The 12,644-nt window shown below is 72.7% G+C and carries 15 protein-coding genes; 1 reads left to right on the top strand and 14 read right to left on the bottom strand.

What is annotated here, in order from left to right; genetic code table 11:
- Positions 1-57: 57 nt before the first annotated feature.
- Positions 58-366, bottom strand: coding sequence for a hypothetical protein (locus tag ACZ4M8_RS26725; protein WP_467611526.1), 309 nt, complete (start codon positions 364-366; stop codon positions 58-60).
- A gap of 155 nt (positions 367-521) precedes the next feature.
- Here ACZ4M8_RS26725 and ACZ4M8_RS26730 point away from each other — a divergent pair, with 155 nt between their 5' ends.
- Positions 522-653, top strand: coding sequence for a hypothetical protein (locus tag ACZ4M8_RS26730; protein ID WP_467611528.1), 132 nt, complete (start codon positions 522-524; stop codon positions 651-653).
- Positions 654-1,159: 506 nt separating this feature from the next.
- Here the strand turns inward: ACZ4M8_RS26730 and ACZ4M8_RS26735 are convergent.
- From ACZ4M8_RS26735 to ACZ4M8_RS26795, 13 genes are all read right to left on the bottom strand, one after another.
- A complete protein-coding gene (locus ACZ4M8_RS26735) occupies positions 1,160-1,927 on the bottom strand; it encodes a sirohydrochlorin chelatase (protein ID WP_467611530.1) in 768 nt (255 codons plus the stop codon).
- A gap of 3 nt (positions 1,928-1,930) precedes the next feature.
- Positions 1,931-2,947 carry an ABC transporter permease gene (locus ACZ4M8_RS26740; RefSeq protein WP_467611532.1) on the bottom strand — a complete coding sequence of 339 codons (1,017 nt, stop codon included), beginning with the start codon at positions 2,945-2,947 and terminating at the stop codon, positions 1,931-1,933.
- Complete coding sequence (locus ACZ4M8_RS26745; RefSeq protein WP_467611534.1) at positions 2,934-3,761, bottom strand: ABC transporter ATP-binding protein; 828 nt, start codon at positions 3,759-3,761, stop codon at positions 2,934-2,936. The genes ACZ4M8_RS26740 and ACZ4M8_RS26745 overlap by 14 nt, the downstream gene beginning before the upstream one ends.
- Positions 3,762-3,792: 31 nt before the next feature.
- Positions 3,793-4,902 (bottom strand): aliphatic sulfonate ABC transporter substrate-binding protein, encoded by a 1,110-nt coding sequence (locus tag ACZ4M8_RS26750; protein ID WP_467611536.1) that lies wholly within the window; start codon positions 4,900-4,902, stop codon positions 3,793-3,795.
- A gap of 214 nt (positions 4,903-5,116) precedes the next feature.
- The gene (locus ACZ4M8_RS26755; RefSeq protein WP_467611538.1) at positions 5,117-6,460 is read right to left on the bottom strand and encodes a sulfate adenylyltransferase subunit 1; all 1,344 of its coding nucleotides are present in this window, start codon (positions 6,458-6,460) and stop codon (positions 5,117-5,119) included.
- Between the two features lie 2 nt (positions 6,461-6,462).
- Positions 6,463-7,407 (bottom strand): sulfate adenylyltransferase subunit CysD, encoded by a 945-nt coding sequence (cysD, locus tag ACZ4M8_RS26760; protein ID WP_467611540.1) that lies wholly within the window; start codon positions 7,405-7,407, stop codon positions 6,463-6,465.
- A 77-nt stretch (positions 7,408-7,484) separates the two neighbouring features.
- Positions 7,485-8,018 carry an adenylyl-sulfate kinase gene (cysC, locus tag ACZ4M8_RS26765; protein ID WP_467611542.1) on the bottom strand — a complete coding sequence of 178 codons (534 nt, stop codon included), beginning with the start codon at positions 8,016-8,018 and terminating at the stop codon, positions 7,485-7,487.
- 47 nt (positions 8,019-8,065) lie between these two features.
- Positions 8,066-8,758, bottom strand: a complete 693-nt coding sequence (locus ACZ4M8_RS26770; RefSeq protein WP_467611544.1) for a phosphoadenylyl-sulfate reductase — start codon at positions 8,756-8,758, stop codon at positions 8,066-8,068.
- Complete coding sequence (locus tag ACZ4M8_RS26775; RefSeq protein ID WP_467611546.1) at positions 8,755-8,961, bottom strand: hypothetical protein; 207 nt, start codon at positions 8,959-8,961, stop codon at positions 8,755-8,757. The genes ACZ4M8_RS26770 and ACZ4M8_RS26775 overlap by 4 nt, the downstream gene beginning before the upstream one ends.
- Complete coding sequence (locus tag ACZ4M8_RS26780) at positions 8,958-10,655, bottom strand: nitrite/sulfite reductase (protein ID WP_467611548.1); 1,698 nt, start codon at positions 10,653-10,655, stop codon at positions 8,958-8,960. Before ACZ4M8_RS26780 ends, ACZ4M8_RS26775 begins: the two co-directional genes overlap by 4 nt.
- Before the next feature lie 212 nt (positions 10,656-10,867).
- Positions 10,868-10,951 carry a putative leader peptide gene (locus ACZ4M8_RS26785; RefSeq protein WP_467611848.1) on the bottom strand — a complete coding sequence of 28 codons (84 nt, stop codon included), beginning with the start codon at positions 10,949-10,951 and terminating at the stop codon, positions 10,868-10,870.
- 195 nt (positions 10,952-11,146) lie between these two features.
- On the bottom strand, positions 11,147-11,761 hold the full coding sequence (locus tag ACZ4M8_RS26790; protein ID WP_467611550.1) for a GNAT family N-acetyltransferase: 615 nt from the start codon (positions 11,759-11,761) through the stop codon (positions 11,147-11,149).
- A gap of 12 nt (positions 11,762-11,773) precedes the next feature.
- Positions 11,774-12,457 carry a class F sortase gene (locus ACZ4M8_RS26795; RefSeq protein ID WP_467611552.1) on the bottom strand — a complete coding sequence of 228 codons (684 nt, stop codon included), beginning with the start codon at positions 12,455-12,457 and terminating at the stop codon, positions 11,774-11,776.
- Positions 12,458-12,644: the final 187 nt, after the last annotated feature.

The following is a 12,644-nucleotide window of genomic DNA, read 5'->3' on the forward strand; positions in this document are numbered from 1 at the left end:
CCCGGGCGCGGACCGGGCGAGGCCGGCTATATTCTTCTTCCCGCTGCGTCCGTCACCTCAGGAAATAAGCTGGGAAGCGAAGTTGCTGCACTCTTTGAAAATCGCATCCTCCATGAAAGGAAATTGTTCCCCGAGAGCATCAGGGAGAAGGGGGTATGCACCGGCGCGCTGCTCGCCCGGCCGTCCTGGTCCCGGATCTACGAGGCCCCTCGTGCGGTGGCGCCGGGCGGTCTCGTTGCGGCGGAAGGTTTGCTCCATGGCCGCGGCGTCCGTCTCGGTGGTGCCTCCCGCCACCGTGGAGGCGGTGTAGCGGAGACGATCGAGCTCGACGCGGAACTCGGGGAGAGCGGAAGTGTGAGAGGTCACACGGCGACTGTAAGTGCACATTTCGTCGGTGGGTATGTCCCAACTTCCGCCTAGCCACGTCACTGAACAGGGACCTATCCAAAAGGCTGCCGCGTGGATGGGTTGGGATCAACCGGGCTTTATCAGGATGATCGTGATGGAAGGCGCCTGAGGCAATGGGACTCAAGGGCTTCCGGTACTGCCCGCACCCGGTGCGCATCCCTCTGGAAGGAAAGGGCGAGATGGAGGCGTGGAGCACCGATCCGCTGTGGAAGACGGAGACGCCGCCGACGCCCTCCTTGCTCTGAGGATCCACCGCCCTGCGTGCGGTGCGAGAGCCTCAAGGCGTTCGTCATGGCCGCTGACGCCTCCCGCACCGTCTTCAGCGAGCAGACGTTGCCGCGGGCCGGGTGGGCACATCCGTCGACGTGTCCACCCGGCCCGCGGTGCGTGCGTGCTCGCCCATTCCGGGCCGTGAGGGAAAAACGCCGGAAGTGCCACTTCCGGGTAATAGGAAGCGACCTTCGAGAGCGCCCTCCGTAAGGAGGGTGATTCCTCTTGTTCGAGGGTTTTCCGGCGTTCACGCGTGGCCGTCCCCGTGAGGGGGAACACCGTGGTCCGGGGGGAGGAGCTGCGGCGGATGGTTCCTTTCCCCGGAGTGGAGAGGAACGCCCATGTCCGGCAGCGCCTGAATTTCTCTCATCGGGCACGGACACGGGCATCGGCCCTCGCCGATCCCCCGCCCGGCGAGGGCCCGGAGCGGTCGGTTCTCCAGCGCCCGAGGTGCGCCGCGGCCCGTGCGGGGAAGGACCGGTCAGGCCAGGAGCGCCGGCAAAGGACCCGCGGCGCGGTCGGCCGCGGCCTCGTACCGCCGCAGCAGCAGCCGGCCCAGTTCCGGGGCCGGGCCGAGGACCGGGGCCAGGACGTCGGCGCGGGCCTCCCGGGCGCCGCGGGCGATGCGGTCCGGCAGGAAGCCGGGCGCGATGACGTACGGGGCGACGGCGACGCGCGCGACGCCCTCGTCCCGCAGGGCCCGTACGGCGTCGGCCGTACGGGGCAGAGATGCGGAGGCGAACGCAGGTCGCACGGCACACCAACCAGCGGTGCGCCGCCACTCCCGCGCGGTTTCAGCGATCACTGCGATCGCCTCCGGGTCACTGGAGCCCGCCGCGGCCAGGACGACCCCGGTCGAGCGGCGGTCGTCGGGCCGTAGCCCGGCCTCGCCCAGCCGCCGCTCCAACGCGGCGGTGAGCAGGGAGGAAGGGCCGAGCACAGCGGCCTGGTGGACGGTGAGCCGCGGCAGGCGCGCGGTGGCCTCCCGCAGCGCCGCCGGGATGTCCGACTTCGCGTGGAAGGCACGGGTGAGCAGCAGCGGCAGCGCCACCACCTCCCGCGCCCCCTCGGCGGCCAGCCGTTCCAGCACCCGCGGTACGGACGGCGCGTTGAAGTCGAGGTACCCGACCTCCACGCGCAGCCCCGGCCGCAGCGCCCGCACCCGCGCGCAGAGCGCGGAGACGGTCGCCGCGTGCCGCGGGTCACGGCTGCCGTGGGCGACGACGAGGAGGACGGGGGAGACGTTCATGGGTCAGCTCTTCACCAGGAGTCCGCGGCTGCGCAGCACCCGGCGTTCGAGCGGGGCGAAGACCAGCAGTTCGATACCGATACCGACGATGAGGATCAGCAAGATCGCGGAGAGCACCCAGGGCATGTCCTGGAACTCCCGGCCCTGCTCCAGGAGCTGGCCCAGACCGGTGCCCAGATCGGGTGCGTTGACGATGAGTTCGGCGGCCATCAGCGAACGCCAGGAGAACGCCCAGCCCTGCTTGAGGCCGGCGATGTAGCCGGGCAGCGCGGCCGGCAGCAGCACATGCCGTACCCCGGCCGCACCGGTCGCGCCGATGGTCCTGCCCGCCCGCAGATAGAGCGGGGAGATCTGGTCGACGCCGGCCACCAGGCCGTTGGCGATCGACGGGACGGCGCCGAGCAGCACCACCGCGTAGATGGTGGCGTCGCTCAGGCCGAACCAGATGATCGCCGCGGGGACCCACGCCACCGACGGCAGCGACTGCAGCCCGCTGAGGATGGGCCCGATCGCGGCCCGCACCGCCTTGACGCGGGCCACGATCAGCCCGAGCACGGTGCCGAGCACCACCGAGGCGAGGAAGCCGAGTGCGCCCCGGGAGAGGCTGGTCCACACATAGCCCAGCAGTGTGCCCTCCAGCCACTTCTCCTGGAGGGAGCGGGCCACGTCGACGGGGCTGGGCAGCAGATAGTGCGGCTTGACCTCGAAGTGGTAGGCGAGCTGCCACAACACCAGCACGATGACGACGGCGATGGCCGGGGGGAGCGCCTTCGACGCGAGCGTACGCAGCCAGGGCTGTCGGGCGGCGACGGTGGATTCCAGGGCGTCGAGCCCGGCCTCCAGACCTGCCAGGGAGTCCGGCGCCCCGGCGGCGTCCGGGCCCGCCGGGCGCGCGGCGGGCCCGGACGTTCCGGCTCCGGCCGTGCCGCTCTCCGCGGTGGCCAGGCGGGCGGTGTCCGCCGGGGTGTCCTCGCCGGGTGCGTCGCCCGCCGGCCCGGTGGTGGTCTCAGTGCTGGCCATGGCGGCGGATCTCCCCACGCAGCTGTTCGGTGATCTCGACGGAGAGGTCGGCGACCGCGGCGTCCTCGATGCGGCGAGGCTGGGCGATACCGACCTGCCACTCCCGGGCCACCCGGCCGGGCCGCGAGGAGAGCAGGACGACGCGCTCGGCGAGCCGTACCGCCTCCCGGACGTTGTGGGTGACGAAGAGCACCGACAGGCCGCCGGAGCCGGGGGCGCCGTCGTTCGACGCGTGCCAGATGCGGGTCAGTTCGTCGTGCAGCACATCGCGGGTGATCGCGTCCAGCGCGGCGAACGGCTCGTCCATCAGCAGCAGCCGGCTGTCCTGGGCGAGGGCGCGGGCCATCGCGACGCGCTGGCGCATCCCGCCGGAGAGTTCGTGGACCCGCTTGCCGTACGCGCCCTTGAGGCGGACGAGTTCGAGGAGGCGTTCGGCCTCCTCGCGGCGCTCCGCGCGCGGCACCCCGCGCAGCCGCAGCGCCAGTTCGACGTTGCGGCCCGCGGTCAGCCACGGGAACAGCGCGTGTTCCTGGAACATCAGCGCCGGCCGGCCGCCGGGCGTCTCGATGGAGCCGGACGTCGGCGCGTCGAGCCCGGCCACCAGGTTCAGCAGCGTGGACTTGCCGCAGCCCGAGGCGCCGAGCAGGCAGACGAATTCGCCGGGCGCGACGTCGATGCTGATGTCGTCGAGCACGTGCTGGCGGGCGCCGGGGCGGCCGAAGGACTTCGAGACATGGTCGATGCGCGCGGCGTAGGGGGCCGCCGGGCCCGCGTCCGCCGTACCGGCGGGCCGCTTGGTGAGGGTGGTGGTCATCGGTGTCACCTCCTGGAGTGCGGTGCGGGCGTCAGTCGTCGCCGAGGCCGGCGGCGTCGACGGGCTTCTTTCCCTCGGCCTTGAGGACCTTGTTCAGCAGCCGCAGGTCGTAGATGCCCTTGAGGTCGGGCTTCTGCAGCAGACCGGCCTTGACGGCGTGGTCCGCCTCCTGCTGGAGCGTGGCGGCCAGCGGGTCGTCGGTGACGTCGGTGTTCTTGAAGGCCGGGCCGATGATGTCGGAGGGCAGCGCCTTACCGGAGATCTGCGGGTCGGCGAGCTTGTCGTTGAGCGCCTTCACCGCCTCGGCGGGGTGCGAGCGGATCCAGGCGTTGGTCCGCACCGAGGCGCGCAGCACCGCCTCGACCGCCTTGGGGTGCTCGGCCAGGAACTTCTGCGAGACGATCATGTTCGTGATGACGAACTTGCCGCCCTTCCACAGGTCCTTCTCGTTCAGCAGCGTCTTGCCGCCGATGCTGACGAGTTTGGCGGCGGTCGGCTCGGGCACCCAGGCCGCGTCGATGGCGCCCTGCTGGAAGGCGGTCGGCGTCACCTTGTTCTCGGTGCGCTGCACGGTGACGTCGCCCTTGCCGGTGGTGGCGTCGACCCGGTAGCCCTTCTCCGCCAGGTAGTTCAGGAGCGCCACGTCCTGGGTGTTGCCCAGCTGCGGGGTGGCGATCTTCTTGCCCTTGAGGTCGTCGAGGCTCTTGATCTTCTTGGGGTCGACCACGAGCGAGACACCGCCGGAGGCCGAGCCGCCGATGATCTTCAGGCTCTTGCCGTGCGACTTGGCGTAGCCGTTGATCGCGGGGGAGGGGCCGATCCAGCCGATGTCGATGGCGCCGGAGTTGAGCGCCTCGATCTCCGCGGGGCCGGCGTTGAACACCGAGGACTTCACCGCCGTGCCGCCCAGCTCCTTCTGGAACAGCCCCTTCTCCAGGCCGATCAGCGGGGTGGCGTGGGTGACGTTGCCGAAGAAGCCGATCTTGACGGTGTCCAGTCCGTCGGTCTTCGGACCCTTGGCGGCGGTCTCGGCCGCCGGGTCCTTCTTGGCCTCGGAGCCGTAGCCGCAGGCGCTGACCGCCCCGAGCAGCAGCAGGGCGAGGGCGGCGGCCGCCGGATGGCGGGGTCGGACGGCAGGCACGGGAGGCGTTCCTCTCGTTGGGCCGGGGCAGTACGCGCCCCTCTAGGGCGCGCCCGGCGGTGCGATGGTTCTTCGTACGGGCGTGAACGGGCGGGCGAAGTGGTGCGTCGTCAGCTCACACATCGGCCGACTCCGCCCTGCCCGCTGCCGAGGGCGCCGCTGCCGATGCGGCCGCCCTCCTTCGCGAAGGTCGAGAACACGTCCTGGTGCACGGTCAGAAGTCCCAGCCCTCGTCGTCGGCCGCGGTGTCCTCGCCCGCCTGCGCCGCGAAGGCGGTCCCCGCCATGCCCGCGGTCAGCGTCGTCCCGTCCGACGGGTCGATCAGCAGGAACGAGCCGGTGCGGCGGGAGTCGGCGTAGGCGTCCAGGGCCAGCGGCTCGGCGGTACGGAGCCGGACCCGGCCGATGTCGTTCGCCGCCAGTTCGCCGGGGGCCGGGTGCTGGGAGAGGTCGTCCAGCGTCAGCCGCGACGGGATCTCCTTGACGATCGCCTTGACGGTCCGGGTGGTGTGCTTGAGCAGCACCCGCTGCCCGGCGGTGAGCGGCCGGTCGGCGACATGGCAGACCGTCGCCTCGACGTCCTGGGTGACGGCCGGTGCGCCCGCCGCGGGGGCGAGGAGGTCGCCGCGGGAGATGTCGAGGTCGTCGGCGAGGGTGACGGTGACCGACTGCGGCGCCCACGCGGCCTCGACGGCCCGGCCGAGCGCGTCGATGCCGGTGACGGTGGAGGTACGGCCGGACGGCAGCACGCTCACCTCGTCACCGACGCGCAGCACACCGGAGGCGATCTGGCCCGCGTAGCCGCGGTAGTCGGGGTGGTCGGCGGTCTGCGGCCGGATGACGTACTGCACCGGGAAGCGGGCCGCGTCGCGCGCCGGGTCGGTGTCGACGGGCACCGTCTCCAGGTGTTCCAGGACGGTCGGGCCGCCGTACCAGTCCATGTGCGCCGAGGGGGACACGACGTTGTCGCCGGCGAGCGCCGAGATCGGGATGGCGGTGACCTCCGGGACGCCGAGCGAGCCCGCGTAGGCGGTGAACTCCTCGGCGATGGCGGCGAAGACCGGCTCGGCGTAGTCGGCCAGGTCCATCTTGTTGACGGCGAGGACGACGTGCGGGACGCGCAGCAGGGCGGCGACCGCGGCGTGCCGGCGGGTCTGCTCGACCACGCCGTTGCGGGCGTCGACGAGGACCACGGCCAGTTCGGCGGTGGAGGCGCCGGTGACCATGTTGCGGGTGTACTGCACGTGCCCGGGGGTGTCCGCCAGGATGAACCGGCGCCGCGGGGTGGCGAAGTAGCGGTAGGCGACGTCGATGGTGATGCCCTGCTCACGCTCGGCGCGCAGCCCGTCGGTCAGCAGCGCCAGGTCCGGCGCCTCCTGGCCGCGGCCCAGCGACGCCCGCTCGACGGCTTCGAGCTGATCGGCGAGGACCGACTTGGAGTCGTGCAGCAGCCGTCCGACCAGCGTCGACTTGCCGTCGTCGACGCTTCCGGCGGTGGCGAACCGCAGCAGCGAGGCCGCTTCGTGCCCGACGACTCCGTGCTCAACAACAGTGCTCATGGCTAGAAGTACCCCTCGCGCTTGCGGTCCTCCATGGCGGCCTCGGACATCTTGTCGTCGGCCCGCGTCGCGCCCCGTTCGGTGAGGCGGGAGACGGCGATCTCGGCGATGACCGCCTCGATGGTGGCGGCGTCGGAGTCGACGGCGCCGGTGCAGGACATGTCGCCGACGGTGCGGTAGCGCACCGTACGGGTCTGGAGACGCTCGCCGTCCTTGAGACCGCCCCAGTCGCCGGGCGACAGCCACATGCCGTCGCGGGAGAAGACCTCCCGCTCGTGCGCGTAGTAGATGGCGGGCAGTTCGATCTTCTCGCGGCCGATGTACTGCCAGACGTCCAGCTCGGTCCAGTTGGACAGCGGGAAGACGCGGACGTGCTCGCCGGGGGAGTGGCGGCCGTTGTAGAGCTGCCACAGTTCGGGGCGCTGGCGGCGCGGGTCCCAGCCGCCGAACTCGTCGCGCAGCGAGAAGACGCGCTCCTTGGCGCGGGCCTTCTCCTCGTCGCGGCGGCCACCGCCGAAGACCGCGTCGAAGCGCCCGTTGGCGATGCCGTCGAGCAGCGGCACGGTCTGGAGCGGGTTGCGCAGTCCGTCGGGGCGTTCGCGCAGCTCACCGCGGTCGATGTAGTCCTGTACGGCGGCGACGTGCAGCCGCAGCCGGTGCTCGGCGACCACCCGGTCGCGGTAGTCGATGACCTCGGGGAAGTTGTGCCCGGTGTCGACGTGCAGCAGGGCGAACGGCACCGGCGCGGGGGCGAACGCCTTCAGCGCCAGATGCAGCATGACGATGGAGTCCTTGCCGCCGGAGAAGAGGATCACCGGCCGCTCGAACTCGCCCGCCACCTCGCGGAAGATGTGGACCGCCTCGGACTCCAGGGCGTCCAGGTGCGACAGCGCGTACGGGCCGGCGGAGTCGGTGCTCCCGGCGGCGGCGCCGGTGGTCGTGGTCATGCTGCCCCTTTCGTCGGGCTGTCCTTCGCCGGGCCGCTCGGCCCGGGGCGCCGGGGCCACGGCGTGCCCGGGGGCGCTCATGCCAGGCCCCGTTCGGTGAGCAGACCGTGCAGCGCCGCCGCGGACTCCGCCACGGTCTGGGTGTGCGCGGCGATCCGCAGATCGGGCGCCTCGGGCTGCTCGTACGGATCGTCGACGCCGGTCAGCCCGGAGATCTCCCCCGCCGCCTGCTTGGCGTAGAGCCCCTTGACGTCCCGCTCGGAGCAGACCTCGACGGGCGTGGCGATGTGCACCTCCAGATACGGGGTGCCCTCGGCGCGGTGGCGTTCGCGGACCGCCGCGCGGGAGGCGGCGTACGGGGCGATGACCGGGACCAGCGTGGTGACGCCGTTGCGCGCGAGGAGTTCGGCGACGAAGCCGATGCGCTGGACGTTGGTGTCGCGGTCGGCGCGGCTGAAGCCGAGACCGGCGGAGAGGAAGGTGCGGATCTCGTCGCCGTCGAGGACCTCGACGCGGCGGCCCTCGGCGCGCAGCCGGTCGGCGAGCGCGCGGGCGAGGGTGGTCTTGCCGGCGCTCGGCAGGCCCGTCAGCCACACGGTGGCGCCGGTCATGGGTATCTCCTCAACTTCCGCTGCGGCGGGCGCAGTTGTCCGTTCCGTCATCCGTGCAGTCCGCACTCGGTCTTGTTGCTGCCGGCCCAGCGCCCGGCCCGCGCGTCCTCGCCCGCGAGGACCCGGCGGGTGCACGGGGCGCAGCCGACGGAGGCGTAGCCGTCCTGGAGCAGCGGGTTGGTCAGGACGCCGTGCTCGGCGACGTACGCGTCGACGTCCGCCTGCGTCCAGCGGGCGATCGGCGAGATCTTCACCTTGCCGCGCCGGGCGTCCCAGCCCACGACGGGGGTGTGGGCGCGGGTCGGCGACTCGTCACGGCGCAGCCCGGTCGCCCAGGCGTCGTATCCGGCCAGCCCCTCTTCCAGCGGCTTGACCTTCCGCAGCGCGCAGCACAGGTCCGGGTCGCGGTCGTGCAGCTTCGGGCCGTACTCCGCGTCCTGCTCGGCCACCGACTGCCGGGGAGTGAGGGTGAGGACGTTGACGTCCAGCACCGCGGCGACGGCGTCGCGGGTGCCGAGGGTTTCGGGGAAGTGGTAGCCGGTGTCGAGGAAGACGACGTCCACGCCGGGCGCGACGCGCGAGGCGAGGTGGGCGACGACCGCGTCCTCCATGGAGGAGGTGACGCAGAAGCGCGGCCCGAAGGTCTCGGCGGCCCACCGCAGGATGGTGAGCGGGTCGGCCTCCTCCAGGTCACGGCCGGCGCGCTCGGCGAGCTGCGGCAGTTCGGACGCGGTGGTCACGGGGCACCTCCGGCGGGGTCGTCGGACGGGGACGGGGCGGTCAGCCCCTGTGAGAGCAGGCCGAGGAACTTCAGCCGGAAGGCGCGGTTGCAGGCGCGGCACTCCCAGGCGGCGCCGGTGCCCCGCTCCGAGGGCGCGTCGCAGGGGCGCAGGTCCTCGTCGCCGCAGTACGGGCAGTGGAACGGCGCGGCACGTTCGCTCACTTCAGCGCACCTTCTTCGGCCCGGCCCACCCACTGGGCGAACCGCTCGCCCTCGGTGCGCTGCTCGGTGAAGGCGGTCAGCACCCGCTCGATGTAGTCGGGGAGTTCGGCGGCGGTGACCTTCAGCCCGCGCACCTTGCGGCCGAAGCCCGCTTCCAGACCGAGCGCGCCGCCCAGGTGCACCTGGTAGCCCTCGACCTGCTCGCCGTTGCCGTCCAGCATCAGCTGGCCCTTGAGACCGATGTCCGCGACCTGGATACGGGCGCAGGCGTTGGGGCAGCCGTTGAGGTTGATGGTGACCGGCTCGTCGAAGTCGGGCAGACGGCGCTCCAGTTCGTCGATGAGCGCCGCGCCGCGGCCCTTGGTCTCGACGATGGCGAGCTTGCAGAACTCGATACCGGTGCAGGCCATCGTGCCGCGGCGGAACGGCGACGGGGTGACCCGCAGGTCCAGTGCCTCCAGGGCGGCGACGAGCGAGTCCACGCGGTCCTCGGTGATGTCGAGGACGAGCATCTTCTGCTCGGCGGTGGTCCGCACCCGGCCCGAGCCGTGGGCGGCGGCCGCTTCGGCGATCTTGGTGAGGGTGGCGCCGTCCACCCGTCCCACGCGCGGGGCGAAGCCGACGTAGAACCGGCCGTCGCGCTGACGGTGGACGCCGACGTGGTCGCGCCAGCGCTGCGCGGGCTCGGCGGGCGCCGGTCCGTCGTGCAGCTTGCGGCCCAGGTACTCGTCCTCCAGGACCTGGCGGAACTTCTCCGGGCCCCAGTCGGCGACGAGGAACTTCAGCCGGGCGCGGGTGCGCAGCCGGCGGTAGCCGTAGTCGCGGAAGATGGAGATGACGCCCTCGTGGACCTCGGCCGCCTCCTCGGCGGAGACCCAGGCGCCGAGCCGGACGCCGAGCTTGGGGTTGGTCGACAGGCCGCCGCCGACCCAGACGTCGAAGCCGGGGCCCAGCTCCGGGTGGACGACGCCGACCAGCGAGATGTCGTTGATCTCGTGGGCGACGTCCAGCAGCGGGGAGCCGGAGACCGCGGTCTTGAACTTGCGGGGGAGGTTGGAGAAGTCGGGGTTGCCGACGATCCGGCGGTGGATCTCCTCGATCACCGGCGTGCCGTCGATGATCTCGTCCTCGGCGATCCCGGCGACCGGCGAGCCGAGGATGGCGCGCGGGGTGTCGCCGCACGCCTCGGTGGTGGACAGGCCCACGCCCTCCAGGCGCCGCCAGATCTCCGGGACGTCCTCGATGCGGATCCAGTGGAACTGCACGTTCTGCCGGTCGGTGATGTCGGCGGTGCCGCGGGCGAACTCCTGGGAGATCTCGCCGATGACCCGCAGCTGATCGGTGGTCAGCCGCCCGCCGTCGATGCGCACCCGGAGCATGAAGAACTCGTCGTCCAGCTCCTCCGGCTCCAGCACCGCGGTCTTGCCGCCGTCGATACCGGGGCGGCGCTGGGTGTAGAGGCCCCACCACCGCATGCGCCCGCGCAGGTCGTTGGGGTCGATGGAGTCGAAACCGCGCTGGGCGTAGATCGTCTCAATGCGTGTCCGCACATTGAGACCGTCGTCGTCCTTCTTGAACTGCTCGTTTCCGTTGAGCGGGGTGAAGTGGCCGGCAGCCCACTGGCCCTCGCCGCGGTGGCGTCCGGCCTTGCGGCGGGTCGTGGCAGCTGCGGGTCGTTCCGGGGTGGCGGCCATGGGTGTACGTCCTTCTGGGGCGGCTCAAGGGAGGCGGGAGGGCGCGGGAAAACCCGCGTTGACCTGCGTGGACACGCGACAGAGCGGCGCGCGGCGGCGCGTCGTGAAAGGGGGGCGGGGTCTCGGGAGGCCCGCCGCGGCAGGGGCGGCGGAGGGGGGAACGCGTGGGGGACGGAGCTGTGGGGGCGGTGCACCCCCGGGCCGAGGTGGCGTCAGCGCGCCGGACAGACCGCGCTGGACAGGCGGCCGAGGTCGACATGGAGTCGGCTCACCAACGCAATTCCTGTTCGAGACATGACCGCAGCGTGGCACGCGTTTCTTGCGGCAGTCCACCATCGTCCGAAATCTGGACAACAATTTCTCGTACAGTGAGATGCTGTGGTCTTGCTCACGCGGCTGCCGGGCGCTTCGGGTACCGCCGCGGACGGGCCGGACCCGGGCGTGCGGGCCCGGCCGGACCCCGCCGCACCCCCGGGCCCGGCCGGTCGCCGTCAGACCGTACGGGCGGCGTCCTCCCAGGTGGGCAGGGCCGTGTCGCCGGCGCCCGGCCACGGGCCCGGGGTCCGGGTCACGGCCTCCTGCTCCACCGTGGTGTCGTACCGCGTGAAGCCCCGCCGCTCGTAGTTGCGCAGCGCGTGGGGGCCGTCCTTGCTGCAGGTGTGCACCCACACCCGCCGCGTCGGCCCCCGGCCCTCGTACCGCTCGCCCAGATCCCACGCGCGGGCGGTGCCGAACGACAGCAGATGGCCGCCGATGCCCTGCCCGCGGAAGGCCGGGATCAGCCCGAAGTAGGCGATCTCGACGGCGGAGCCGTCCGTACCGTCCAGCTCGATGAAGCCCGCCGGGGTGCCGTGCGCGTACGCCACCCAGGTCTCCACGCCGGGCCGCGACAGATACTCCGCCCACCGCGCGTACGGCCACCCCAGCCGGTCGGTCCAGTGGATGTCGCCGCCGACCGCGGAGTAGAGGAACCGGCTGAACTCGGGCAGCGGGCGCCGCGCCCGCACGATACGGACGTCCTGTGCGGCGGGCGGCGCGGCGGCGGGCGTCAGGGCGTCCGGCGCGGTCTGTTCGAGGTACCAGGTGGTGACGGTGAGGCTGCTCATGGCGGCAGCCAATCACGGTGTTCCGGCCGTCCGGCGCCCGCCCCCGGACGCGACGAGCCGGGCGAAGACGACGGTGTTCCCGGTGTACCCCGAGCCCGCGTGGTAGGTGCCGCCGCAGGTCAGCAGCCGTAGCTCGGGGCGGCCGGTGGAGCCGTAGACCTGTTCGGCGGGGAAGCGGTCCTTGGCGTAGGTCCGCACGGCGTAGACGGCGAAGACCGCGCGGCGGCCGTCCGCGCGGCGCACCGCGACGGTGGCGCCCCGCCTCAGCCCGCCGAGACCGTAGAAGACCGCCGGGCCGGTGTAGCTGTCGACGTGGCCGACGAGGACGGCGGTACCGCGTTCACCGGGCGTCGGGGCGCCCCGGTACCAGCCGGTGACGCGGGTGTCGCCGGACGGCGGTGCCTCGATCGCGCCGTGTGCGTCCAGCCCGCGGGAGATCACCGGGGCCGCCACGTCGAGCGCCGGGATCTCCACCCGGTCGGGGACGGAACGCGGCAACGCCGGGGCGGCCGGGGCGCGGTCGGCGGGCGCGGCGTGCGCGGGGCCGGGCCGCGGCGGGCCGCCGGGCCGCTCCGGCAGCCCGGTACGGATCAGGAAGATCCCGGTCAGCGCGGTCAGCGCCAGCGCGCCCCACGGCGTCCGCCGCCGCTGTGGCGGCTCCGGCCGCCACTCCGGCCACCCGGCCCTCAGGCTCATCGCACTCCCTACGCCGCCCGCCACGCGCGCTCCGCTCCCGGCACCGTAGGCACACCGCCCGCACCGGGCGATCGGGGCGCGGCGAACGGGGGAGGGCGCGCGGGGCGGCGACAGCGGCCCCGGGCCGGGGCCGTGCGCGGTGGCCCGCCGTTCCGGCCGGCGGCGCGGCCGGGCGTCCTGTGGCGTC

Source organism: Streptomyces sp. NPDC027185, assembly GCF_055567035.1.